The sequence below is a fragment of the Carnobacterium sp. genome (assembly GCF_040274945.1).
GTDB lineage: Bacteria > Bacillota > Bacilli > Lactobacillales > Carnobacteriaceae > Carnobacterium_B.
Genome location: NZ_JBEMAR010000002.1, coordinates 24,493 through 50,637 on the forward strand (window position 1 = coordinate 24,493; position 26,145 = coordinate 50,637).

A 26,145-nucleotide genomic window follows, 5' to 3' on the forward strand; every position below is an offset into this window, starting at 1 on the left:
GCAGAACTTACCTTACCTTTGGTATACTCTGTTAAGGAAATTACACACGTGTAGAAAAGGATGATAGATAAATGACCAAAGCTTTGATTGTCTTTGCAAGTTTAACGGGTAACACAGCCGAGTGCGCAGATATTGTAGACGAAGCGTTAAAAGATTTAGGTGTGGATGTTGAAACAGTAGAATGCATGCAAGTTGAACCGGAAGATTTATTGGATGTTGATATCTGCATCATCGGTACCTACACTTATGGAAATGATGCGAATTTACCAGATGAGTTCGTGGATTTCTATGAAGAACTGAGTGAAGTTGATCTAACAGGAAAAGTTTTTGGTACTTTCGGATCGGGAGATCATTTTTATGACAAATTTTGCCAATCAGTAGACGATTTTTCCGATAAGTTAGCTTCTATCGGTGCGGTAGAAGGTGCTGAAAGTGTCAAAGTTGACTTAGATGCTAACGAAGAAGATATTGAAAATCTAAAAGCTTTTGCTAAAGCATTAGTGGAAAAAACAGAATCTCTAGCATAAAAAACTTCCTCGCCATTATGACGAGGAAGTTTTTTTATGCTTTATAATTTGGAACATGTTGTACTAATACTTGATTGATATAATCGGTTACGTCTTTTTCGTGGAACTTCAAGAAGCCTTGTGCAATTAAAACAGCTGTGCCATGGACTGTAATCCAAATATTTTTAAATAGTTTCATTTTTTCAGCTTTAGACAAGTCTTTTGTTCCTTCATTTTGTTTAAAGACTTCCATCATCATATCCAATGAAATGGCATGCATTTGATCCGTATCCAATTGTGATTCAAAGAAAAGTGCTTTGAAAAAAACAGGTTCCTCTTTTGCAAAATAAACATAGTTCAAACACATATTGAGCAATGGATCTTCTGTGCGCTCATTTGTATAAATGTTCTCATCGATATAATTTTTAATTTTCACAACGAGTTCTTGTTTTAAATCATCCATGTTTTTAAATTCTAAATAGATCGGTTGCGTTGAGCAATCCATTTTTTTAGCAATGTTGCGTGCCGTAAAACCTTCGAATCCTTCTGTTTTAACAACTTGATAGGCTGTTTCAAGAATTTGTGATTTTAAAATTGTTTTTTTTCTAGCCATCTCAGTTCACCTCTTTTGCATCATTTACCAGTAATTAGGAGACATTATAAACTATTTCCGAATGTTTCGTCATCTACAACCAACAGTTTTTGACTTCTCTTTTACAACTAACTGACCAACGTCATCTAGAAATTGAGTTCAGTGAAAAACAGCATTATTTTAAGATTTGTGTTTAAAAAACAATACTGTACCTGTTTTGTTCGGATTCTTTCTCCAATAACCCTTAATTTATTCTATCACTATTGTGATTAAAAGAGAACTCTTTTGTACTGCAAAAACAAACACTTGTGCAGTATACGTTTGGTCTATCAAATTGGTCTAGTTATTTCTTTACTTAAAAAAACGGATTGAGACACGACTGTTATCTATTGTCAAACTATTTTTTGGTTTCCATTCCAAAAAATTTTTTCGTGAAATTGTTTCTCTTTCTTTCGTATGCTATTATTATCTAGTAAGAGTTTGAAACCGGACTAACTAGAAGAATATTTGATTGCTTTTAGTTCCTTTTGTTCCAACCTCATTTCGTATCTTAGGAGGAAAAAATATGGTATTGCCAAACTTTGAAGAAAATTTACAAAAATATGCTCATTTGCTCGTTAAATCGGGTATAAATGTAACAGAAGGGCACACGGTCGTCTTGCAAATCGATGTAGACCAAGCACCCTTGGCTCGTTTAATTACAAAAGAAGCTTATGCTTTAGGCGCTACAGAAGTTATTGTGAAATGGGCAGATGATATCGTGAACCGCGAACAGTTTATCGGAACGCCTCAAGATCGTTTAACTGCTATTCCACAATATAAAATTGATGAATCATTAGATCAAATTGCTAAGGGAGCTAGTCGTATCAGCGTTCGTTCTTCAGATCCAGATGCATTATCTGGTGTAGATAGTGATAAAATCGCTGCTTATCAATCTGCAGCTGGAAAAGCATTAAGTGAACAACGCAAAGCAACTCAAGCCAATAAAGTGAGTTGGACAGTTGCTGCAGCTGCTGGTGCTAAATGGGCAGCTAAAGTCTTCCCTGATCTACCAACTGAAGAAGAACAAGTGGATGCATTATGGGACGCTATCTTTAAAGCAGTTAGTCTTTATGACGCTGATCCTGTTGCATCTTGGGCTAAAAAGGATATCACATTAAATGAAAAAGCTGATGAATTAAACAAAGAACAATTTGTTGCCTTGCACTACACCGCTCCTGGTACTGATTTAACGGTTGGTTTACCTGAAGGTCATCGCTGGGAAGGTGCCGGTAGTGATAACGTTCGTGGCGAACGTTTCATGGCAAATATGCCAACTGAAGAAGTCTTCACTGCTCCTGACGCTAATCGCGTTGACGGCGTAGTTCGCAGCACTAAGCCATTAAGCTATGCTGGTAATACAATCTTAAACATGGAGTTTACCTTTAAAGACGGTAAAGTGGTAAATGTTACTGCTGAACAAGGCGAAGAGGTTTTGAAAAATTTAGTTGCGACAGACGAAGGTTCTGCACGCTTAGGTGAAGTAGCTTTAGTTCCTGATCCTTCTCCTATTTCTCAATCCGGTATCGTATTTTTCAATACTTTATTCGATGAAAATGCCTCAAACCATTTGGCTTTAGGCTCTGCTTACGCCTTTAGTTTGATTGGTGGGACAGAAATGTCAGAAGAAGAATTAAAAGCTGCCGGCTTGAATCGTTCAACGATTCATGTTGACTTCATGATTGGTTCTGACAAAATGGATGTCGATGGTATTCGCAAAGATGGTAGCACTGTTCCCGTTTTCCGTAATGGCGACTGGGCTTAATGTATTAGTTAACCTATAGATACACAAAAACGACTAGGCAATTGCCTAGTCGTTTTTGTGTATCTATACTGCTCTATTAGTTACTCTTTTTTTACCAAACGAACAATTTTTCCTCTTACCCGTTTATCTTCTTTTAAGACTTGTGTGATTCTGAAAGAAACTATATCGCCTTCTCTTATTTCTATATGCATTGGAATAGAGCACAGTGCATCTAAATTCGGTGCAATCCTTACAAAGATACCCCATTTTTTAATACTTCTCACAGTTCCTAGCACAACTTGATTGGCTTCCATATCCTCCAAAGAAACGGAAGCTTCACTTTTATATTTTACAATAGGTTCTACTCTCAAGTTTTTATTTTCAGTAATTCGATTAAACCGTACTTTGATTGTATCCCCTATAGTTAAGATATCGCTAATCGTAGTATGGTCTTCAGCGAAATCTTTATTCAGCATTTGAACAGAGGTATTTCCAATTAAAAAGTAAGCTCCATAACGCAAGTTCTTGGTTAATTCAGCTTCGAATATTTTCCCCTCTTTTAATTCTTTATGTAGTAAATCAAATTCTTTTTCTTTTATTTTTTTTGCTGATCCTAGCATCCAACCTTCTTTCTCATTTATGTTGATTAGTTGAAACTGAATTTTTTCCCCTACATAACGCATTAATGGCAGTTGATGAGCTTTAAATTCCAACTCATTCCGTTCAATAAAAACTGGAATCCCATCTATTTCTACTTTTACGACATCACTAGCTAATGCTCCATCATATTGAGACGATAAAACGGTACTGGTCAATTCGACTTTTTGTTCGATCATGTTGTAGTAAACTTCATAGTTTATTGGTTGACTCACTTCTTCTTCAGTAGTTAAAAAAACGTTTTCAATTCTTTCTAAAACTGCAACATCTGTTGAACCTACTTCACTATTGTGATTTCCAATCCATTTTTTTACTAGATCCCTTATACCCATCTTTAACTTCTCACTCCTCAAAATAATAAACGATTTGTTTAGTCGAACTTATTATAGCATATGTTTTTTTATTTTTATGTACTTTTTTTTATCCGTTTAACAAACGTCTTCTTTTGAATCGTTTAAATTCTTGTTTAGGCACTATGTCGCTATTTTCATTAGGATATTTTTGAACAATTGGTGACAAATTGCTGATATGTCACCAATTGTTCACTTATTAATTCTACTGATTTGTCTTTTCTAACTTGTTTTACTGTATACTAATACTTGTATATACTACTATTTAAAAATCAATTTTCATGCGTAGATAACTAAGTATTACCCTAATTTCAGGAGGAAATTTTATGTCACAAAAAGAAGTTGTCGATATTCGCATTATGCGTAGTAAAAAGGCTATATCTGAAACGTTCATTACCTTATTAAATGAACGCGATTTTAAAACAATTTCGATTACTGAAATTGTCAATAAAGCTGGTGTTAATAGAGGGACATTTTACAAGCACTATGCATATAAAGAAGATATTTTAACAGAAATACAAGATCACTTTTTAGAGCATCTAACGATCATGTTGAATGATAACTATCAAGGTATTTGTTATTCTAAATTAAAAACCGAACCTTTATCAGATGCCCTCTTTATTTTTATCTCTGAACGCCGTAATTTTTTTCATTTAGCCATTCACTCTGTCGGTTTTTTAAACTTCCAATTGCATTTTTCTGCTGTTTTAAAACAATTTTTGATCAATAATTTTTTCCTAACTGCTCAATATTCTCTAAAATCACAAAATCTTCTTGGCGCCTATATTGCTAATGGAATTTATGGTTACTTAGTTGAATGGGATGAAATGAACTACGCTTCTTCTACTATTGAGATAGCACAACAATTGACGGATATTTTTGTTTTAGACCGTAGTGTTTTTAAATTGCCACTATCCGATCTTGTAATTGAAAATGACTAGATTGAAATAAATTTATACTTTTATTTAAACCTAGACATTTATTTTAAACTGTGAGAAAATAGAGCCTGTGTTCACACGGTCCTATAGCTCAGGTGGATAGAGCAAACGTTTCCTAAACGTTAGGTCGGGAGTTCAAATCTCTCTAGGATCATCATACATTGGTGCAGTCTAAAATGTTGGCAAAAGAATAAAAGTAATAAAAAAGAAGAATAACATTCCTTCCATTTTAAACATGGAAAGAATGTCGTTCTTCTTTTTTTACTGTCTTCTACTACCCTACTGTTGAAATAAAACTTTACTTAGATATAATTCATCTCTTTTAGCTGATTGATTAACTTCCCCCTCGATTGCTCCTTCAAAAACAAGCTCCCCAGAATTAGTGTCAATTGCCATAATTTGCATAGCTTTATCTTTTACCTTGGAACTTTCTACAAAGAAAATAATTCCATCATTCACTTGCACAGCGACTTCCGTTTTTAATGCTTTTAATTGTTCAGCCGATAATTCAACCGATTCAACCTCTACTAGTTCTTTTTGCTCTAAGGAATAAGAGTAAATAGATAATGTTGTGTCATTCATTTTATAAAAATACAAAGTCGAATTTTCCATGGCTATCCTATTTCCTAAAGCTGGATTACCTAATTCATCTGAAACATCTATTAAAAACTGTTCTCCTGTTTCTATGTTTACACCAATTAAACCAAATACAGATTGAGTTATCATTTCATTTTCATCATATACTTCCATTTCTGCCTGTGGAACATCAAGCGTTACACGATAAACCAAAGTTTTTGAAGAATAGATGTCATTTCCTGTATTCATTAATTCAACATATTGAATTTGTTTGCCTTTTGCATCTATTAGATCTAATTGAATTTTTTCATCTTTTTCAATTTTTTCATTTGGTAAATCGATTGAATACAAATGCTGTTCATCTTGCCCATTTTCGCTATTTATTGAGTAACCATTTGTTACCACCATTAATTTATTATTGGCAACTTGAACGTCTTCAACATACACAGAAGCATAGTCCGTTGCTTTGGGGAAATCTACTGAAAAAGAAAGCACGTCATTAGTCTTTTTATCCAATACTTCAATGAGAAATTCCGAATCTTCAGTGACAGCAGATAAAGAATCCAACGTTATCTCTGCATAGGCTAATATAGAATCATCTTCAAAATAGTTGACTAAATAAGGTTCTTTTCCACGCATAAAGCTTCGGTAATCTTTTTGCAACTGAATCATTTTTTCATTGCCGCTTACACTATCTTGTAGCTGATTCAGATAAGGCTGAGTTGGATAGTAATAAGTTGTACCCTCTTTCGCAATTTCTACTTCTGTTCCCATTCCGTAAAAATTATTTTCATAGTAATACCCTTCTAGGGACATATTCTCTATTAATGTTTTATCGCCACTTTTTGCTGAGACTGTAAATTCTGGTCTTTTCTCTGCTGTAAAAATAGGTTGAATATAATAAATGCCAATTGAAAGAATCGCTAACCCTACTATGATGACTAATTTTCCATAACGTTTCATATTCTTCGCCTCCTCTTTAGACCGTTATTTTTTTATTCAATAAGTAATGACTCATCCAGCTGCTTAATGCAATTACAAGTAGTCCTGCAATAACTTCTGCAATCAGCAGTTCAACTGGGTAAAACCAATTAGAACCTAATACCGTATCAACAATAATAGGTGATAAAAACACAAGAAATAAAACAATACTAAACCCTATTCCCATTATTATCCCTTTAAAACGGAAACTTCTTTCAAACAGTATAGTTGTGAATCCTAAGAAGAGGAACACAAATCCAGTACCATAATAAACGATAAAAGAAAGAAAAGATTGTGGTATAAAAAGAGATAAATAATAGGTTGCTTCACTTATTTGTTGAAGAGATAGATCCAGTCGAATATCACTTGAAACTAATAACTTTAATAATTGACTTTCAACAAGCAATAAAATGAGTTGAATGGAAACCAATCCAAAAATCATCAAAGCTATTGTTGTTAACTTAGACCAAAAAACAGTTATACGAGTCGTTGGCAACATCAATAATCGATAAATAAACGTATTTTTGCCCATCCACTCAACGTACCAGATATAGAAACTATAGAACAACACAGCTGTGACGCTGATAATAATAGGTAATAGAAACCAACTACTATTTGCTACCCAAAACATACTCATTTCACCTGTTTCACTTAAAAACTGAGCTTTTGGTATCTTATTTTGATAGACCGCTTCATTCATTTGATTTATGTAATTTCTTGACTCTACAAAAACTGCAATAAGCTGTGACACAATAGTCAACCCAATTAAAGAAAAATACAGTTTTACACAACGGTTAAATTCAAAATTTACTAATTTCAAATAGTTTTTCATTGCTGAAACACCTCTCTCATAACATCAACAACAGACTTTCCTTCTTCTTCTCGGACTTGTTCTGCATTAAATTCTCTCAATACCATACCTTCATCAATTAACACAACTTTATCAATCAAATGCTCAATATCATTAATTTCGTGTGTCGTTATGATAACTCCACGATCTTCAATCAAGTGACTTGTAAACACATTGGCAATCTGTTCGCGGCTAAAAATATCAATTCCAGAAAAAGGTTCATCCATTAATAAATAATCAACATCTAAAGCCAAACCTAACATCAAGCTCACTTTTGCCGTATTTCCTTTAGAAAGTGTAGATATTTTATCCTCTTTTGTTAATTTGAAAAAGCCTAGTAATTCGTCAGCACGCCCTTGATTCCATGATTGATAAAAATCTTGCATGAATTGCATGGCTTGTTCAATTCTAAATCCAGGCAGCATCGTCATTGCATCGGGTATAAATGTGATTTTTTCATAACTTTTTTTATTTATCTTCTCACCGTCAATGAGGATCTCACCACTATTCATCGGAGTTAAGTTCATAATTCCATTTAAAATAGTCGTTTTACCCACGCCATTAATGCCGATTATACACGTAATCTCGCCTTTATTAGCTGTAAACGTAATTCCCTTCAAGACTTTTTTTCGGCCAAATTTTTTTGTGATCCCTTTTACTTCAATCATTTTACTCCTCCTGATTCATCAACGTATTTTTCTTTGATTAACCCTATGACTTTATCTAGCGGTACTTGAATCGGACGAATCGCAGACACAAAAGAAGAAACGGCTTCTCCCAACAATTCATCTTGAACGGCTCCCAAAACACTTTGATTTTCTGAAACTTTACTTGGTGAATTGCTTTCTGTATAAATCAAGCCTTGTTCCTCCATTTCCTTATACGCTCGCTGAGCTGTGTTCGGATTGATTTTCAATTGACTTGCTAGTTCCCGTCTAGACGGCATTTCTTGACCAGGCAGTAATTTTCCTGCTGCAATTTCTTCTTTAAAATGACGAACGACTTGTTCATAAAGCGGATCTCGTTTATTAAAATTAACGTTCATAGCAGCCTCCATTTTGATTTCATTTTCTTGCGACTGTATTAATCGGCTAATACACATTAGATAAAAAAAACGTGTATGAAGCAGTTAATACATCTTTGACTGTATTATATCCTTCACACACTTTTCTTGTCAATCACTTTTTTGACGTATTCGATTTTACAACTATATATGGATATAAAAATGACAAAGTGGATTAGAATTAACTTTTCAAATTATAGTGAGTTAAGTGAATACATCTAAAGAAAAACAGTCCGTACTTGTTATTCCTGAACACTTGATTATTGCTTTTTTGAAAAAACAGCCTATAGTGATTCAATTGGATACTTTTCGTAACCGAAAAGTTTTCTATATTAAACAAACTGCTATAGAAAAACTGTCTAGTTCATATTTGTTAGTAATCATTTGTTTGAAATGGCGGATAGGAGCCGTCTAGAAGACATTTACTAGCTTTAATTCGGGAAGAATGGCTAGTAGCGCACCTTTACAAGACATTTGCTAGCATTCATTCGGGAAGAATAGTGAGTAGAGCGCCTCTAGAAGATATTTGCTAGCATTCATTCGGGGAGATTGATGAGTAGAACACCTTTACAAGACATTTGCTAGCATTAATCCCTGGAGAATGGTAAGTAGAACACCGCAAGCTTAAATAAGTTAAGTAGTTTCCTGTTCTTTCACTCAAAAAGAAACCAGTGAAATGATAATCAATTTCATTGGCTTCATAATTTTATTTAGTTAGTTGTTCCTTATATTGAGGATAGACCTTATTCCATTCTTCTTGCCGATCTTCAATTGGTTCATTGGCTAATAATAGACCAATCACATCCAAGCAAACATGCCACCCTGCGATGTCTCGAGCTGTATGTTCGGTTACTTCTTTCATGTATTCTTTCAACACTAAATGAGTTCCTTCTGGATTTTCACTTAAGTTAAACCGGATCAAATTTTCATCCCACGTAAATTCCCATACTGTCGGAACCTTAACTTCAGTTATTGTCATTTCTTCAAAGGAACCATCACCCATATCAAATAACAATTTTCCACCTTCAGCTAATTCTTGAATCTTAAGTTCACTAAACCATTCTACTAAGTGGTCATTATCCGTTAACATTTTCCATACTTCCTGTATAGGATATGGAAAATCACGGTGGAACTCTGCAACTGTCTCATCATTCACTCGTTGTATTTCTGCTAACATTTCGTTACCTCCATTAGGTTTTTCTTTTGAACAGTTAGTCTTCTTTCTTTTCCCCTTTATTGTATAAAACAAAACCTAAAACAATCAACATTATGCCAATTCCTAGAATGAATATGCGATGCTCATCTAGACCTGTGAGTCCTAATATAACGGCAACAAATCCAATTGTCATCATAAATAATCCGTTCTTCAGCATGCTCCCTCATCCTCACTCTTTTGTATTCAGTCCTTCAGTCAACAGCCGAATCTTCTTCACATACCTATTTTCACCAAAATGAAAACATGTGTCAACTTTTTACCCTTATCTTGAGTACTAAAGCATAAATAACGCTTCCACTTTATTTTAGGATGTGCTATCATACGAATAAAAGCTTACCTACTCTTGTTACATGCCTTTTCCTCGTTAGACTGTCTATTAGCATATTCCTTTGTTTCTTTACTATATCTTGTTACACTAATGCTAATGAGTTTGACTAAATTGGAAATGAGGGAGTTTGATGAACCAGTTAAAGGCAGGCCATTATTCCATGTGGGCATATTCTATTCTTATCCTTGCTCTTTTTTTTGCTGGATCGATTATTACTGGCTGTGGTACAACAGATAGTAACAGTGCGGATAGTGCTTCTGCTCCGAAAAAAGAGGCCCAAGCTGCTTCCAAATCTAGTCCTGCGGTAGCCACACCACTCGAATCAATCACTCTAAAAGAAGATGACGGTGTGATTACATTTGACGATTTCAAAGGGTATTGGGCTACTTTTGATTCAAAAGAATCCGTTCCTTTTCAATCCGATATCGGTAAATATACTGTTGCAATAACGAATGATTCCTTTATTCCAGGTGAATGGGGAACAACTTTAGGTGGCAGTGATATTCTTGGTTATACAATTGAGGGATTTATGCTAACATTAGAACTATATACTCCTGATTCCATTCTAGAAGGCATAGACGAAACCTACTTATTGACACTAGAACTTGTAGAAAAAGACGGTCTGTTTGTTTTAAAATCAGCTAACGGATCAGTTATTTTTTACCCCGTTACTTCCCAAGAATTTCTAGATGCCGGTTGGAAAATACCTAGTGATAGTTTATAGAATAAGTTAAGTTTCAGCTTGCTTTTTAAAGTATCCATTGAAAAAAGCCTAGAAAAATACATTCCTGTATTTTTCTAGGCTTTTTTGCTTTATTCGACTTCTTTGTTTTTTGTTTTTCTGCGAGCACCCTTATTTTTATCCACTTTTTTGCGGTGTTTTTTCTTTTTCTTAACTGGTTCGATGATTTCTTTTTTAGTTACCTCAACGGTTGGTTTAATAATCCTTTTCACTTTAACAGGTGCTTTTACTGTTTCAGATGTTTCTGGCTGTTCTTCAGTCAATGGGCGCTCTTCCACAATTTCTCCACCATACAAATAGACTTGGCTCAATTTGATTTCCAATGAAGAAATCAATTTTTTGAATTCTCTTAATTCACGTTCATTGACCAAGGTCAAAACAGTTCCGGTCTTCCCCATTCGTGCTGTACGACCTGAACGGTGAATGTAACTTTCTTTCGTTTGTGGAACATCATACTGAATCACGTATGGTAAGTCTTGAATATCTAATCCTCTAGAACCTACATCCGTCGTTAACAATAATTTGATTTTGCCATCACGAAATTGTTGCAACGCTTGTTTGCGCTCTGTTTTGTATTTTTCTCCGTGTAAAACAGCTACAGATATGCCTTCGTAGTTCAATTTCTCAAAAGCCAATGTTAAGTTGGCAACATTATTTACAAAAACTAACCCTCTAAAGTCTTTCATATGTGTCAATCTTCTAAGCGTCTCTACCCGTTTACGTGTAGGCGTTTCAATATACGCATGAAGGACTTTACCTTTGGACTGATCATCTTTTGTTGCATCAATCCATTCCGGTTCTACATTAAACCATTTTGCCAAATCTTGCATTAGTTCATTGCTGGTAGCTGAAAAGAAGCCCATTTGACGTTGCCCAGGCATTTTATTGACTAATTTTCTTACCGTTGCCAATTGCTCTTGCTGCAATAATTGATCCGCTTCATCCAAAATAACCGTTTGTACTGTATGCAATTTTAATTTTTTTGTTTCAGAAATTTCAAAAATCCGACCGGGAGTACCGACAATAATTTCTGGTTTTTCTTTCAATTTATCCAACTGACGATTTAAATTGGCTCCACCAATAATGGTCTGACTGTTTAAGCCTAGTTGGCTTGCCCACTCTTGGACTACTTCTCCCACTTGAATCGATAGTTCTTGTGAAGGTGTCAAAATAACTACTTGGACACCCGCTTTTGGTTCAACTTTTTCTAAAGTTGGAAGTGTATAGGCTACTGTTTTACCAGTTCCTGTAGGTGAGATACCCACCACGTCTTTTCCTGTTTTTAGGGGTTCATAAACTTTTTCTTGAATAGCAGAAGGTTCTTTATATGCTAATGCTTCCCAATGCTGTTTAAATGCGGGTAAACTGTTCTCTATCATCATTTAGTCCTCGTTTCTTTGCGTACCTGTTGCTGTCAAGCTCTATCATATCAAAATTATGCCGTTTCAGCTAACTTTTCTACTGTTATTTTTTTATTCCGTCAAATTAAAAAGGGAACTCGAATAAATGATTCGGGCTTCCTTTTAGTTAACTTTATTTTATTTTTCGTCTGCCGCAAAAACGATACCGGCATCCTTACGTAAATCTGTCATCACTTGATTCACTTCTTGGCTTAGATTCAACCATTCTTTGTATTCTTTTTGTTTAGTAACGTCATCTGGGAAATTGATCACATCTGCAAAGTCTTTAGCTTCATCCATCATTGGATTCTCAGATGTTTTTTGAGCAATGCTTTCTTTCAATTTAGTTTTACGATCAATCACTTCAATAGTTGTGATTGATTCGATACTGTCCATCGATAATGTTTTATTTAATCCATAAATCTCAGCTGGCAAATAAGAATTAACAATTTTACCGGCTAATATGGTTACATCAAACCCTTTGTAGCGTAAGATGATGGTCCCTTTTCCATCGACTCCTGTAGCAATTTTTGTACAGAAATAATGGCTGCTTTCTGGCACACCAAACCATGAGATAGCGGCATATAATGGATAAATTCCTAAATCAGCTAAAGCTCCACCAGAAAAGTTCAGTGAGAAAATATTAGGTTCTTCGCCATTTAAAACAGCATCATAACGAGACGAATATTTCATATAAGCAAAAGTTGCGCCTTGTAGGTTTTCAATCGATTTCACTTCTTCTTTTACAATTTTGAAGTTTTCTTCGTGAACATGACGAGCTGCTTCAAAAATAAAGACATTATTTTCTTCAGCTACTTTAATTGCCGCAGTCCATTCGCGTGGATTAGAGAAAATAGGTTTTTCAACAATAACATGTTTACCGGCTTTCATTAGGGTAACAGCTTGTTCATAGTGCATGCTATTTGGTGAGGCAACATACACAACATCAATATCTGAATTTGTAGCGAAGGCTTCTAAACTTGTTTCAAAAACAGTTGCATGGTAAGGTTCGCCAAAAGCTTTGGCTTTTTCAAGCGATCTTGAATACACACCGACTAATTGATACTCTTGCGTTGCGATTGCTGCATCTACAAATTGATTCGTGATCCAATTTGTTCCAATAATTCCTAAATTTAACATCCTATCAACCCCACTTAATAAATCGTTCACACGTTAAGTGCAAGCGTTTTTTTATTTTATCATACCATATTCTTCCACTTAATTGAAATGAGAATAAGCATTTAACCAATTGATTTCTTCTTCTTTCTACTCCAATATTCGTTAATGTCATTTTTTCCTCTGTAAAAAACCAGTGAACAAAAATGCTTAGTAAAGCCTTTTTGTTCACTGGTTTAGTTAAATGATTCTTATTTTTTGACCTTTATTTTTGTATCCTTTATCTGCGCCCCTGTCTATTCTCACGACTTGTTCGACCTTTTACATCTCCAGAACGAACCATTCCGTTTGGATTGCGGTCTCTATTTTGTTTATCTAAATTATTGATTGTATTCATATCTTCATCTGATAACATAAAATCAAATACTTCAATATTTTCCTGCATCCGGTCTTTATTACTAGACTTAGGAATCGGAATTACATCACGTTGAATATCCCATCGCAAAGCTACTTGTGAAGGTGTTTTACCATACTTTTCACCAATCGTTGTTAAATGACGTTCTTTGCTGACATTCCCTCTTTTCAAGGGGCTATAAGCCATTGTGACAATATTTTCAGAATCACAATAATCATTTAAATCTTGATTTGGGTTTCCTGGATAAACTTCAAATTGATTAATCGCTGGACGTACTTTTGCTTCTTTTAGTAATTCAGCTAAGTCTCCTCTGCTAAAATTAGAAACACCAATTGATCTTGCTCTGCCCGATTCATAGATATCTTCTAACGCTCTCCATGTATCTATGTTTACCGCATCGTCTTTGTCAGGCCAATGAATCAGCAATAAATCTACATAAGGCTGGTTTAACCGACTTAAACTTGCTTCAAAGGATTGGATAGCATTATCAAATCCTGCATCTGTTTTCCAAATTTTAGTAACAAGAAAAATTTCATCTCGAGAAACGCCTGAACTAACTGCACGGTTGATTCCGCGTCCAACATCTTCTTCATTATCATATTGTGAAGCTGTATCAATTAATCGATACCCTTTCATGATAGCTGAGAAAACTGCATCTTCAGCTTCTTGTCCTGTCATCCCACTAGTTCCTAATCCAATTCCAGGAATCGTGTACCCGTTGTTTAACGCCATTCTGTCTAATAAGCTTACTACCATAGTTATCCGCCTCCTAAACTTTGTGTTATCTTTAGTTTAAACAACAGTAGGTTAAACTTCAAAAGAAAACACTTACAAACCAAAAAAAGACAAAATGTGATGCTGCACCGATAGCTTAACTATTGGTGGAACATCACACTTGTCATTTATAATCCTATTTTAGTGTAAGAGGATAACGACCATTTCAGGTCGATTATTTACCCGAAATGGAAAAGTAGAATTACCAATTCCTCGACTAACCATCATTCGATAAGCAGGCATATTGGGATCGTAATAAATTCCGCTGGTAAATGCAGGTAACTTCCCTTGACCTGGTGCAAACAAGCCGCCTAAGAAAGGCAAACGAATTTGCCCTCCATGAGCATGGCCACTGAGCGTAAGTGCTGGAACACGTGTTAAATCCATTAGATACTCTTCAAACATTTCTGGATGGTGTGCCAATAAAATACGAGGCTTCGTGCGTAGAGATTCTTCGATAGTCACCTCTCTCAAAATAGGTTTTGGTGTATTCTCGAAATCTTCCTTCTCAGATAAACCCATAACTACGATTCCATCGTCTCCAATTGGTAGCCAATCTGCTTCATCAATCAATACTCTTACTCCTGCAGAAGTTAGAACCGTTTCCCACTTTTGCAAATGACCCGAACCAAGATCATGATTTCCTGTGACCGCAAAAGTTGGCGCGATCTCAACTAGCGCCTTACAAAAAGATTCCAATTCTTTTTCTGGAAAATCACCTCGTACATCTATCAGATCTCCAGTCAATGCAATCATATCTGGTTTTTCTTTTGCGACTTTTTCAGTTAATTTTTTTATAGAAACACCTTGACGTGGAAAATGTAAATCACTTAAATGAACAATTTTAGATCCACTTAACTTTTTCTCTGAGAAAGGTAGTTTTATTTCTACTTGCTTTCGTTGCAGTTGTGTATTTTGTAGAAATAAATAAAGAACGATACTACCTATAATTGCTACGATCACACCAACTATTGTCCATCCTGACATGCTTATTCCCCCTTGACCAAACCAAAACTACTTAATGTTACTTACTGTTCTAATTACTTGACTCACTTAGTTTAATAGTCTAGTCCCATTGTATCATAGTTTTCTTGGTAAAACGGTTACCAGTGAATGGTTCTTATCAAAAAAAGTAAAAAAATTCCGATTCTTTTGGATAAAAGAATCGGAATTGATTTCATTTTAGTTTAATTCGTGTAAAACATTTTAGTATTTATTAATGTATCAGCTTTTACTGAGTCAAATGAATACTGTTCTTTGCCACTTTTAATCTCAAGTTCAATAGCTTGGATTTCCTTTTCAGCATTATAGGTCATTAATAAATCTATCAGGCCTTTTGATTGCGTTAATATAGCATCTTCGCTTAATCCTTCTTCAATTGTTAGCTGAATCGTAAGTACACCACTCACTAAATCAAAATTATTCTTGCTAACATCCCATTTTTCAGAAAGTGTTGTATCAGAATTCGAAGTTACATTATAGTAAAAATGTTTCATTCTTACTCCTTCATTCGTTGTTTCAGCTTTATAATGGAGTTCTTTTTTTGCATTCGTTTTTTGTACAGAATCTTGATAGGTTAAAATTGTCACTTCTTGTCGTTTTTCTTGTTTCAAAGCAGCGGCTTCTTTTACTATTTCTTTTTCAGTGTTAGCAGAATCAGAAACAATCTCCAAAATTTCTTTCTTCGCTGCTTGTTCTGATGGAAAAGAAGTATGATAGACACTGACTGCCTTGACGTAACTAGGATGAAATAGGTATCCTAGTAAGATAAAAATCAAACCAAAAAGTAAAACTAAACTTAAACGAAGGTGGATTGTGTTCTTTTTGCTTATACGAGTTTGCACACTTGGATTTCTCATAAAAAACACCGCTTCCTATTATTCAATTTTAATCTACCGCTATACAACAAACATACAACTTTATGATATAAATGTCACTTTTTTTAATCAGAAACTGTATAAAAATTCTATTTATTTAATATAAAACCCTTACATTTTAAATTTAACATTTAAATTAATCTTTTAAAAAAATTGTTATCTTATATAATTAATCGGCATATATTTTCATTGATTAAGAGATAGTTAAAAAAAGGCAAAAAAAAAGAGAACTAGTTTCCTAGTTCTCTTAGATGAAGCTCTTAGATTTGTTTTAAAGGTAAGAACTTATTTTATTTTACTCATTCGTTTATCTGTTCATCACTTATTTTTTCTTCAGGTATTATCTACTCGATTTCTTCTATTGGTTCAGTGACTGCATTATCTGATTCAACAATTTCTTCAATTGGTGAATCATTGACTTGATTTATTTCATTAATTGGATTTTCTTCGGCAACTTCCTTGACAGGGGCTTCAATAATTTGCTCATCTGGCACCGTGATGTCTATTGGTTGAGTTGGTTCTTCACTTTTTTTAACGTTTACTTGCTGCTCAGATTCTTGATTTTCTATAGGAGCACTACGAAATTTATTTTCTATTAACCTGAAGTCTTTTTGTAATAATAAATTTCGAGAAATATTTAGTCTATTTTTTGCGTCTCCTGTAATTTCAACATTCAAAGTAGCACCATTAAATTGATGACCAGAATTCAGCCATATTGGAAATGGTCCACCATTATTTAATAGGTAAGAAACTTTTTCATAACTTTCTCCTGTAACTTTAAAATCAACTTCTTCATTTGTTAATGTAACATCTTTAAAATCATCCATACTTGCATATAAATTACTTTCTATTTGAAGTCTCTTAAATGACAATAATCTTTCATTAGTTGTAAGTTCAATTGGTAATTGAAAATAGTCCGTTGTTTTATCTGGAATATCAGAACTTAATACCAATCTACTAGCAAAAAAACGATCATAACTAGATGATATATCATAATATTGATAATAACCGTAGTCGTTATACTTATCTATACTAATATTTAATTGTAAGGCATAGCTACTTTTTCTAGAGTAGTTAAGTGATTGATTTGGATCAACTGAACTGTAAGGATATTCATCTTTCAAATTGAACGTAATAACAATACCATTATGTTCTTCATTTATTTCTCTAGATTCTTCTATAAGAGATTCATTACCCGTAGAATAATTAGCACTCATTAGTGTAGGCTTGAGATAAGTGATAATAAATGTGTCTTTAGTTTCTGTTGTGCCATCATTTTTTACGACTGTTTTCTTTAGAGGTTCATCAGGTAATTGAATATACAAAATTGCTTTATTTAAGTTTTTGATTTGTCGATTTTCAGTATTAATAGATTCTTGCGTTTCACTAAAAACCATTTTCATTTTTTCCAAACTATAGGAATATCCTCCATTTGCAGATTTAACAAATGTATTTTCATCCGGCCAGTAACTTTCTTCTTCAATAACTTTAGGAATAAGAGTAACTGTATTTGTCAACGATTCTTCATCTGAAAACATTCCAGCGTTAGCATCAACTGCATTGGACTGGATTAGTCTAAATGTGACTTTGATTGTTAATTCTTCTTCTTCTGTAGGAGCATTATGTTTATATTTGACAGTAACTGGTACAACAGCTGTTTTATCAGGATTAATTATAACCTCTTTATTATTAGCATCCTTCATAAAAGTAAAATTAGTGTTTAAACTTGCTGCAGTTGCTGTTACTTCTTTTGCTAATGTCCCAAAATTAATGATTATTGAAGTTTTTTTTAATTCTTCTGCAGACAACGATGATCCATTTTTTTTTGCTACATCAATCTTATAAGCTAATTTCCCAGATAAACTACCGTCATTTATCAAATTACTTGAAACGATTAAAATGGGATCACCTTCAGTGAAATTCACTGGGTTAATAATATTAGTATTCTCTGCAGCTAAACTTACTGTTCCAAGCTCTAACTTGATTCCCATATTTAAGTTAGCCTTATCGTTAAACATAGCTTGTACATGTATAGAAGGGAATAACACAAAAAAAACCAAACATAGCAAACTGATATTTATTAATGCAATCAAACTAAGTTTTAGTCTCTTCATATGTTATTCTCCTCCTCTAATACTTTGTGTAAAAAAATTTCTGAAGAAAAAACGATTAGATGACTTCCTAACCGTTTCCTCCAAAATTTAGTATTTTTAATTATATTCGTTATAAAGTTATTTCAAATTATTTTTTATTTGTTTGTTCAGCATTCACGCTAAATGTATTTTGCAAATAATTTGCAGTAATTTTATTAGCTGGAAGGAATTCTTTATGTCCCTTATTATATGAATTACCTACAGCAGATGGATCAACAGTAATAGTTATCGTGAATTCTTTTTTATCAACTATTCCATCTTTTTTACCCTTAAGCTCAAAATTTTCTTCTAAATCATTTATCACAATTGTAAACGGGCCATCAGGATATTTTTTATCATTTACAACTGATGCAAGAGAAACTGGTATATTTGCTAATTTCAAATTTACCTTGGTATCAAGTGAGCCTTTATTTTCAATGATATATTTTTTTGTGAACGAATCTCCAGGTCGTACATTTTTAATATCAGTAGCATCTGTTATTGATTCATCTTTATCTACATTAGCGCTTAGATTTTTATTCTTGTCCAACTCAGGAGTTCCAGTAACTGCTAAAGGTTCGTATTTCCAACCTTTTGTATTCTCAGTTGAAATATCTACATTACCTAAAGACAATTGAATATCTCCTTGTACAGTAGAACTATCTGAGAAGTAAGCGCGTGTTCCGTATGCTGCTACACTGATGATTAATAAAGCTCCTAGTAATAATGGTAATTTTTTTCTTCTGCTTGTCGATTCTTTTTTCATTTTATATTCTCCTCCATTATTTTTCTGATTTTCAATTCATTTCCCTACAAACGCAACTATAATCTTAGGAAAATAATAAGTCAAACGATATAATTTTTATTCAAAATAATAAATATACATCATATGCGATGTAACTTTTGTTCTATATTTTTTATTATTATTTTACTTTGATATCCAAAAAAATTGCATTAAAATAGCATTCGCATTATTTTTGTTATACTTTTGTACAAGAACGAATGTAATTTTAAACAGATTTGCGACTTTTGTTTAACATATAAAGTATATAGCGAATACTTTATGTATAAAACTTCAATTTTAATTCCTTTTTTACAATAAAAAATGTCTATTTATAAAAAAAGGGCCATTTTTAGTATTATTTATAAAATACGAGTAATGATTTTTTGTTTTTTTCGTTATACAACCCTTTTACTTTCAATTTTTGTTGAAATTCTAATTTAAAAAAAAATGCAAAAAAATAGAAAGCGGATAAATTCCATCCACTTTCTATTAACTAAATACGCTTTATACTGTATAAATATTTTTATGTCAAATTTGTTACAATTTAGCGAATAGGTATTTAACAAACATTTGTTTATTAAATATTACTCTTTAACTTCTTCCTTTGTTGCTGGATTAAGATAAAGATAGATAAGATAGACACCCATTAGGGCAACAATTAGTGCAAAAGCAATTGGTTTTTGTAAGAAAGTAATGACATATCCAAAGTATGGAATTAGTATTTTTTGAGTTCCTATGTAGGACTCTTCTAGTACAAAACCTTGATCTTTGATATTATTTGCGTCCCCTTTTGTTACTAATCCTTCAGCTGTTATGTCCACTACTCTATGCGTAACAAGTTCTTGGTTGTATTGAAACGTAATAATGTCTTTTTCATTCACATCGTCATAAGGATCCATTTCAACAATAATAAAATCGCCTACTGCTATTTTCGGTTCCATACTTCCGCTTACGACAGTATATCCTTTGTATCCAAATAATCCGCTGCTGTCAGGAGCAGAAAAGAAGCTGATTCCGGCGATTACTACAAAAATCAGAACGACGACTACTGCTATAGTTGTTCCAATAGTTTTTACTATTTTCATGATTTATTTCCTCGCTATCTTTTCATTTGCCTTAAAGATAGCATATCTTACCTAGTAAATCTATCTCGTATTTTTCAAAGTAAACAAAAATCACAGATTATTCGTAAAAAATATTGTTTGCTAGACTTGTATGATATTCACTTTCTAACTGATTTTTAGATAGGTTCGGTCGAACAACATACAATGAGTTAGACGTATGATGTGCATTCGTTAGTCCAACAATCACACTATCAACGAGATCTTTGCCTTGAAATCTACTATGAATTACACCAGCGCAAAACGCTTCATTCATTCCCCAATTGTAACGTTCTCCTCTATTGCTTGAATAGTTGATGATGTGAACACCATTTTTTTGATTTCCAAAACCAATTTTAGAATTTCCTTTTGAGATAACGACATTTTCAAGTCCTTTATCTAACCATTTTTTCACAGCTATTTTAAGATCATCATCTGTCTCAATGGTCATACCAAAGTACGCTGCAGTTTCGTTGTGCTTCGTGATCAATACTCTTATTCCTTCCAAATAGCTAGGAAGATTGGACAACCTTTGAACTGAGACGGTCAACAACGCGACAGGGATATCATATTTACCGGCAAAACCATTTATAAACTCAATAGTTTCTTTAGGACAATTCAAGTCTATGATAATGTATTTAGACCGTTTTAACACCGAAAGATGTCTACTAAGCCATTCAGGTGTCATTCTATCAAATATTTCTACTTCAGCTAGTCCTAATACCATTTCACCATTCTCATCGATTACTTCCGTAAACATTCCTGTTGGACATCCTTCAATGGTATCAACCGTTTTGATATTCATAAAATGTTCTGAGTGGTTCTCAATCATTTTCCATTCTGCATCATTTCCAGCTACAGAAAACAACATGACTTTTTCTTCTAAACGCCCTAAATTTTCCGCAACGTTACGTGCAACTCCTCCAACATTTGTACGAGATTGCACGTTATGCGACGTTCCTTGAATCATGGTATCTTTAACTAAATAACGACGATCGATGTTCGCTCCGCCGATACAAATAATTGGTTCTTCTTCATTGAGTACATAAGCTTTTCCTAATAAATAATCTTTTTTTACAAGCCCAGAAATAAGATTGGCTGTAGCTGAACGGGATAATCCAATGCTATCTGCTAATTCTTGTTGGGCTATAAACGGATTTTCACGAATGGTTTCTAAAATCAACTTTTCCTTTTCATTTAGGCTCATAGCCACATTTCCTTCCCTTTTCCCTTATTAAATTCGTCTATCTTTTTATATTAACTACCTTTGATCTTTTCTCCAATTTAAATCTTTTATTTTAATTTTTAATCGTTAAAGATGAAAGCTGATTTTTATTTTTTAAATATAATTTCTTTATATTATTTAACTCTATTAGTTATATATTCATTATCTTATCTTAGATAGCGCTTAATTTCAATTTACTTACCTTTGTTTACTAAAAAAGATTCTAAAAAAAGCGGAAGTTTATTCTAATTTGGCCGAACTAAGGCTCGTTACGTCAACTCAAACGGAAATCGTTTCTGAGTTAATCGAATTAAGGCTTGTTACATCAACTCAACCGGAAATCAATTCTGAGTTGATCGAATTAAGGCTTGTTACATCAACTCAAACGGAAATCAATTCTGAGTTAATCGAATTAAGGCTTGTTACGTCAACTCAAACGGAAATCAATTCTGAGTTAATCGAATTAAGGCTTGTTACGTCAACTCAAACAGAAATCAATTCTGAGTTAATCGAACTAAGGATCGTTATGTCTACTCAAATGGTAATTGGTTCTGAGTTGAACGAACTAAGGATCGTTGCCTTAGTATGTGTATCGGACAATTATTTATCAAAAAAAATCACAAAGAAGATAAAGCATCTTCTTTGTGATTCTTTTATTTTTACACCAAGCCTACCGTCGAACTTCGTATCTTGGTTTTAGTTGAGCTTCACTTCCCAGACACTGGGCTATTTTCATGAATTGACGCAATGCGCAGGATGCTCTTGCTTTCAATTCTTGAAAATTGCTGTGTGTCTAAACGGTAACTTCGCATCCTTAGAATAGGCCTCTTGTGTTGGTTACGTCCATAGTGAAGAGTACGCCGTTTCCGGGTTGTTCAATTTTTAGCGCATTGCTGATAGATGCGACCACGGCATCTGTGGTGTGTTGTTCTGTAAGGATCATCACGACTTCTTTTTCTGGTTCAATATCCATTGAGAAAAGTCGGCTTGTTTCGTGGCTACCTGAACCACGAGCATTAATGACTGTTCCTCCTTGAGATCCAGCTGCAACAGCAGCATCAATCACTTCTTCTGCTTGTCCACGATCTACAATCGTAAAAATAGCTTGATGCATAATATCCTCAACCTTTCTGCCGTGAGCATCTGTATTGTAGATGCAATTTCGGTTTCCTAATAAATTCGCGATAGGAATCGTAAACGCAATTCCTCGATTTCTTTTTTTCAATTGTAATTTCTCTGTTAAGGCATCTAATGCTGTTTCAGCAGTTTCTTTGCGTGCAGCCATAATTAAAACTTCTTTTTTGACGTCTTCTAGTCCAAAAAATTTCAATGCTGAATTAGACGCTGTGCCTAAACCTCGAAAAACCGTTCCTCCTGATACGCCATTCTTTTTAGCAATTTGCAGAGCCTTACTACCTGTCCCGCTATTCACTACTAAAAATAACAAATCATAATCCATACCTTCAATAATCGTGTTACTCATTCGATTGGAGTCCTCCCTTACGAGATTTGATTTTAAACATTATACCAAGTATTTCTAACGTGATGATTGGCATCATAGCCACCATTGCAATCATACCAAATCCATCTAATAAGACATTTGCTCCTTCAATCGATTCAGCTGCTCCTTGTACAAATGCTAAAATGAAGGTTGCTGTCATAGGTCCTGAAGCTACTCCACCAGCATCAAATGCCATCCCGACAAACATTTTGGGCGTAACATACATTAATCCAATGGCCAAAATATATCCTGGTAAAATGAAATGCCATAATTGTAAACCTGGAATTAAGATACGAATCATTGATAAAAGAACCGCTAATCCAACACCAATGGATAGTGCCGTTAAAACTACTTTTCTTCTAACATAACCATTTGTGACATCTTCAATTTGATGTGTTAAAACATATACAGCCGGTTCAGCCAATATGGTTACAATTCCTAATACAAAGGCTACAATTAACACATAAATGCTGTTGTCTAATGCAGCTACAGTATATCCTACCACACTTCCAACTTCCATGAAACCAGCATTTACTCCAACTAAGAAAATAACTAAACCAACAAAAACATAGAAGGCTCCTTTTAGGATTTTCGTTAATTTTTTCTTTGATAATTTCAAGAAAAAGACTTGGTAAATCAAGAAAATACTGACAATAGGTACTAAAGCAATTAAGATTTCTTTTGTAATAGTAGGAAAATGATGAATAAATGGTTCAATCACCGATTTAGATCCTGTTAGATCTACTGCTAAACTTCCTGAAATCTCATCTTGTCCACCAATAATATTCATCAACATCACAGCTATAATGGCTCCTGAAGAAGAGATGGCTACTAAACCAAAACTATCTTTTTCAGATGCTTTCCCATCTTTTTTCAAAGTTGATACTCCTAATGCTAGCGACAACATAAATGGTACTGTTAAAGCACCTGTAGTAGCTCCCGAAGCATCAAACGCCATCGCTAGGAATTCATTTGATGTAAATAGTGCTAGTAAAAAAATAACAAAATAGATCCCAGTCAATAATTTATATAAGGGGATATTAAACACGATTCGTAATAAACCAATGGTCATCATGACTGCGATTCCAATAGAAACATAAATCAATATGCTCATATTGTCGATAACTCCTCCGGTAACATCCGCAATCTGATTAGCTAAAATATGCAAATCAGGTTCAGCGATTGAAATAAAGAATCCCAACACAAGCCCGGCGATAACGACGATCCAAACTTTATTGCTCTTGGCGACTCCTTTTCCTAAATTGGTTCCAATAGGAGTAATTCCTATATCCGTTCCTAATAAGAAAATAGCTAACCCAATGACCACAAACAAAGCACCCAATAAAAAGCGCAACAATAAACTAGTTTCAAGCGGTGCTATGGTAAAATTCAGTATTAAAACGATCACAACGATCGGCAATACGGATAGTAAAACTTCTTTAAATTTTTCTGTAAGTATACTCAAATAAATGACACATCCTTTCTAACTTTGGTAATTTTGTCTTTACCTAATGAGGGTTGCTGAAGAAAACAAAAGATGAATATATTGAATTAAACCCTTCTTTTTGAACGTTCAAAAGTCTACTTGTCTCGACTGAACTTATTTTTTGCTTTCATCAACTGCCCATGCAAGTACCTACTTCATTACCTATCTTTAATTGTACCATAAGATTTACTGGAATTAAAATTTGATTAACAGTTTCTACTTTTATCACTTAATGAATAAGTGATTCATTTAAACAGCAAAAAGACGAACTTCTAATAGTAGAAGTTCGTCTTTTTTATTCGCTTATTTTATAAAGTTGGACCTTGATCGTCTGTTGAGTTACTTTCTTTTTCCATCTTTTTATCTAATTTTGCTAATTGACTTTTAGCGAAGTCGCGTCCGCCAACACCAAATGCGATTGCAAAGGCAATTGACAAAGCTCCTAAGATTAAAATGAAGGCCAAGTTAACAATGCTTGTAGCAAATTGTAATTGGTTTAAAGCCATAAATACGGATAAAACAATTAAGATGTATTTCAAAATTTCACCAGCAAATTTATTACCAGTAGATTTTGAAATGAATCCACCTAATGCAGTTCCACCTACAACACCGATTCCTAAAATAATTAAAGCGCTAAGAACAAGTGGTAAGTAAGCGATCACTGCTGCACCAATAGCATTTAGAACTTCTAAGTTTAAAACATTTAATGCTTCAACTACGAAGAATACACTAATAACAACGGTAACTGTTTGTCCAATAATTTTAGCTAAATCAAAATTCATATTTCCAGAATTTTTAACATATTTAGTTAAACCATTGATACCAGTACTTGAAAGTAAATCTGTTAATAAGCTACCTACAAATTTAGCAATAGCAATCCCAACAGCTAATAAAATTACAGCTACAATAATATTTGGAATAGCAGCTAGAACTTGATTCAATACACCAACAATTGGGCGTGAAATAGAATCAATATTCAATGTTTCTAAAGCAATTGTTACGATTGGAATTAAAACAACTACGTAGACAATGTTTCCTAAAACTTTAGCCATTGTACTCTTTTGGCTAGCAGAAGGTGTTGCAGTAGTTTCTGAACCAGAACTTGTAAGCTTAGAAACCCACTTATCAACGTTTAATGTTAACGCTAAGTTGTAAACAAGATTCTTAACAAAACGAGCAACAAATACTCCTACTGCGACGATTACTGCTGCAGCAAGCAAGTTTGGCAAGAAGTTTAATGCACTATCAAACATATTTGAAATTGGTTGAGCGACTGCATCTAATCCTAACATACTTAAAATTCCTGGTAAGAACAATAGCCAAATTAAGAAATAAAGAACTTGTGCTAGGGAATCGATGGTAGTGTCTGCTTGTTCCTGTGAATTTGTTACGCCCCATTTTGTTAATAGTCGACCAAATCCGGCTGCTTTCAACCCTTTTTGGACAGCTTTTTTAACTAGTGTGGCTACTATCCATGCCAATATCAATAATAGGATTGCGCCTAAAAGTGTCGGCAGAAAATCAAAAAATGAATGTAATCCTGAATTAAATGATTCTGTTACGTTGTTCATACTTAACATCTCCTTTTTTTTTATTTGTTTCTTTACAATTATTAGTATAGCGGATGTATTTTTTTAAAGAAAATAATACGCATTGTATATTTTAGTCATTTTACAAAAATATAGTCTAAATCTTATTCTGTCAGTCTTTAATCCATTTATCTCATTGACTAAAAATACAATCATTGTTATAT

Annotated in this window: 27 protein-coding genes and 1 tRNA gene; 7 read left to right on the top strand and 21 right to left on the bottom strand. The window is 33.8% G+C overall.

Annotated elements, in window-relative coordinates; genetic code table 11:
• Positions 1–71 precede the first annotated feature (71 nt).
• Positions 72–527, top strand: coding sequence for a flavodoxin (locus tag ABS916_RS02525; protein ID WP_350450410.1), 456 nt, complete (start codon positions 72–74; stop codon positions 525–527).
• A gap of 34 nt (positions 528–561) precedes the next feature.
• Here ABS916_RS02525 and ABS916_RS02530 read toward each other — a convergent pair whose 3' ends face one another.
• Positions 562–1,119, bottom strand: coding sequence for a TetR/AcrR family transcriptional regulator (locus ABS916_RS02530; RefSeq protein ID WP_350450411.1), 558 nt, complete (start codon positions 1,117–1,119; stop codon positions 562–564).
• Between the two features lie 544 nt (positions 1,120–1,663).
• On the opposite strand from ABS916_RS02530, the gene ABS916_RS02535 reads away from it, so the two are divergent.
• The gene (locus ABS916_RS02535; protein ID WP_350450412.1) at positions 1,664–2,902 is read left to right on the top strand and encodes an aminopeptidase; all 1,239 of its coding nucleotides are present in this window, start codon (positions 1,664–1,666) and stop codon (positions 2,900–2,902) included.
• Between the two features lie 80 nt (positions 2,903–2,982).
• On the opposite strand, the gene ABS916_RS02540 is transcribed toward ABS916_RS02535, so the two are convergent.
• Positions 2,983–3,870 carry a hypothetical protein gene (locus tag ABS916_RS02540; RefSeq protein WP_350450413.1) on the bottom strand — a complete coding sequence of 296 codons (888 nt, stop codon included), beginning with the start codon at positions 3,868–3,870 and terminating at the stop codon, positions 2,983–2,985.
• Between the two features lie 344 nt (positions 3,871–4,214).
• Between ABS916_RS02540 and ABS916_RS02545 the strand changes: the two genes are divergently transcribed.
• Positions 4,215–4,829 (top strand): TetR/AcrR family transcriptional regulator, encoded by a 615-nt coding sequence (locus ABS916_RS02545; protein ID WP_350450414.1) that lies wholly within the window; start codon positions 4,215–4,217, stop codon positions 4,827–4,829.
• A gap of 77 nt (positions 4,830–4,906) precedes the next feature.
• Positions 4,907–4,980 (top strand) — tRNA-Arg (locus ABS916_RS02550).
• A gap of 125 nt (positions 4,981–5,105) precedes the next feature.
• Here ABS916_RS02550 and ABS916_RS02555 read toward each other — a convergent pair.
• The 4 genes from ABS916_RS02555 to ABS916_RS02570 are packed head-to-tail and all read right to left on the bottom strand — an operon-like array spanning position 5,106 to position 8,278.
• On the bottom strand, positions 5,106–6,365 hold the full coding sequence (locus ABS916_RS02555; protein ID WP_350450415.1) for a hypothetical protein: 1,260 nt from the start codon (positions 6,363–6,365) through the stop codon (positions 5,106–5,108).
• A gap of 16 nt (positions 6,366–6,381) precedes the next feature.
• A complete protein-coding gene (locus ABS916_RS02560; protein WP_350450416.1) occupies positions 6,382–7,215 on the bottom strand; it encodes a hypothetical protein in 834 nt (277 codons plus the stop codon).
• Complete coding sequence (locus ABS916_RS02565) at positions 7,212–7,901, bottom strand: ABC transporter ATP-binding protein (protein WP_350450417.1); 690 nt, start codon at positions 7,899–7,901, stop codon at positions 7,212–7,214. The genes ABS916_RS02560 and ABS916_RS02565 overlap by 4 nt, the downstream gene beginning before the upstream one ends.
• Positions 7,898–8,278 carry a GntR family transcriptional regulator gene (locus ABS916_RS02570; protein WP_350450418.1) on the bottom strand — a complete coding sequence of 127 codons (381 nt, stop codon included), beginning with the start codon at positions 8,276–8,278 and terminating at the stop codon, positions 7,898–7,900. The genes ABS916_RS02565 and ABS916_RS02570 overlap by 4 nt, the downstream gene beginning before the upstream one ends.
• A 226-nt stretch (positions 8,279–8,504) precedes the next feature.
• Between ABS916_RS02570 and ABS916_RS02575 the strand changes: the two genes are divergently transcribed.
• Positions 8,505–8,711, top strand: coding sequence for a hypothetical protein (locus ABS916_RS02575; protein WP_350450419.1), 207 nt, complete (start codon positions 8,505–8,507; stop codon positions 8,709–8,711).
• Between the two features lie 291 nt (positions 8,712–9,002).
• On the opposite strand, the gene ABS916_RS02580 is transcribed toward ABS916_RS02575, so the two are convergent.
• Positions 9,003–9,473 (bottom strand): SRPBCC family protein, encoded by a 471-nt coding sequence (locus ABS916_RS02580; protein ID WP_350450420.1) that lies wholly within the window; start codon positions 9,471–9,473, stop codon positions 9,003–9,005.
• A 34-nt stretch (positions 9,474–9,507) separates the two neighbouring features.
• A complete protein-coding gene (locus ABS916_RS02585) occupies positions 9,508–9,669 on the bottom strand; it encodes a hypothetical protein (RefSeq protein ID WP_350450421.1) in 162 nt (53 codons plus the stop codon).
• A gap of 301 nt (positions 9,670–9,970) precedes the next feature.
• Here ABS916_RS02585 and ABS916_RS02590 point away from each other — a divergent pair, with 301 nt between their 5' ends.
• Positions 9,971–10,564 carry a hypothetical protein gene (locus ABS916_RS02590; protein WP_350450422.1) on the top strand — a complete coding sequence of 198 codons (594 nt, stop codon included), beginning with the start codon at positions 9,971–9,973 and terminating at the stop codon, positions 10,562–10,564.
• An 89-nt stretch (positions 10,565–10,653) separates the two neighbouring features.
• On the opposite strand, the gene ABS916_RS02595 is transcribed toward ABS916_RS02590, so the two are convergent.
• The 10 genes from ABS916_RS02595 to ABS916_RS02640 form a co-directional block, all read right to left on the bottom strand.
• Positions 10,654–11,961: a DEAD/DEAH box helicase gene (locus ABS916_RS02595; RefSeq protein ID WP_350450423.1), complete on the bottom strand. Its 1,308-nt coding sequence runs from the start codon at positions 11,959–11,961 to the stop codon at positions 10,654–10,656.
• Between the two features lie 159 nt (positions 11,962–12,120).
• A complete protein-coding gene (locus ABS916_RS02600; RefSeq protein WP_350450424.1) occupies positions 12,121–13,122 on the bottom strand; it encodes a Gfo/Idh/MocA family protein in 1,002 nt (333 codons plus the stop codon).
• Between the two features lie 4 nt (positions 13,123–13,126).
• Positions 13,127–13,273 (bottom strand): hypothetical protein, encoded by a 147-nt coding sequence (locus ABS916_RS02605; protein ID WP_350450425.1) that lies wholly within the window; start codon positions 13,271–13,273, stop codon positions 13,127–13,129.
• Between the two features lie 105 nt (positions 13,274–13,378).
• A complete protein-coding gene (locus tag ABS916_RS02610; protein ID WP_350450426.1) occupies positions 13,379–14,269 on the bottom strand; it encodes an aldo/keto reductase in 891 nt (296 codons plus the stop codon).
• 159 nt (positions 14,270–14,428) lie between these two features.
• Positions 14,429–15,274, bottom strand: a complete 846-nt coding sequence (locus ABS916_RS02615; protein WP_350450427.1) for a metallophosphoesterase — start codon at positions 15,272–15,274, stop codon at positions 14,429–14,431.
• 200 nt (positions 15,275–15,474) lie between these two features.
• Positions 15,475–16,146: a hypothetical protein gene (locus ABS916_RS02620; protein WP_350450428.1), complete on the bottom strand. Its 672-nt coding sequence runs from the start codon at positions 16,144–16,146 to the stop codon at positions 15,475–15,477.
• A 362-nt stretch (positions 16,147–16,508) separates the two neighbouring features.
• Positions 16,509–18,182, bottom strand: coding sequence for a hypothetical protein (locus ABS916_RS02625; protein ID WP_350450429.1), 1,674 nt, complete (start codon positions 18,180–18,182; stop codon positions 16,509–16,511).
• 223 nt (positions 18,183–18,405) lie between these two features.
• Positions 18,406–19,062, bottom strand: a complete 657-nt coding sequence (locus ABS916_RS02630) for a hypothetical protein (RefSeq protein ID WP_350450430.1) — start codon at positions 19,060–19,062, stop codon at positions 18,406–18,408.
• A 602-nt stretch (positions 19,063–19,664) separates the two neighbouring features.
• Entirely contained in the window at positions 19,665–20,165 is a 501-nt protein-coding gene (locus ABS916_RS02635; protein WP_350450431.1) for a signal peptidase I, read from the bottom strand.
• 97 nt (positions 20,166–20,262) lie between these two features.
• Entirely contained in the window at positions 20,263–21,387 is a 1,125-nt protein-coding gene (locus ABS916_RS02640) for a carbohydrate kinase (protein ID WP_350450432.1), read from the bottom strand.
• A gap of 268 nt (positions 21,388–21,655) precedes the next feature.
• On the opposite strand from ABS916_RS02640, the gene ABS916_RS02645 reads away from it, so the two are divergent.
• Entirely contained in the window at positions 21,656–22,105 is a 450-nt protein-coding gene (locus tag ABS916_RS02645; RefSeq protein ID WP_350450433.1) for a hypothetical protein, read from the top strand.
• Positions 22,106–22,219: 114 nt separating this feature from the next.
• Here the strand turns inward: ABS916_RS02645 and ABS916_RS02650 are convergent, their stop codons facing one another.
• The 3 genes from ABS916_RS02650 to ABS916_RS02660 all read right to left on the bottom strand — a co-directional run bounded on the left by ABS916_RS02650 (position 22,220) and on the right by ABS916_RS02660 (position 25,963).
• Positions 22,220–22,888 (bottom strand): P-II family nitrogen regulator, encoded by a 669-nt coding sequence (locus ABS916_RS02650; protein ID WP_035023629.1) that lies wholly within the window; start codon positions 22,886–22,888, stop codon positions 22,220–22,222.
• Complete coding sequence (locus ABS916_RS02655; RefSeq protein WP_350450434.1) at positions 22,881–24,371, bottom strand: DUF1538 domain-containing protein; 1,491 nt, start codon at positions 24,369–24,371, stop codon at positions 22,881–22,883. Before ABS916_RS02655 ends, ABS916_RS02650 begins: the two co-directional genes overlap by 8 nt.
• A 329-nt stretch (positions 24,372–24,700) precedes the next feature.
• Positions 24,701–25,963 carry a mechanosensitive ion channel gene (locus ABS916_RS02660; protein ID WP_350450435.1) on the bottom strand — a complete coding sequence of 421 codons (1,263 nt, stop codon included), beginning with the start codon at positions 25,961–25,963 and terminating at the stop codon, positions 24,701–24,703.
• Positions 25,964–26,145: the final 182 nt, after the last annotated feature.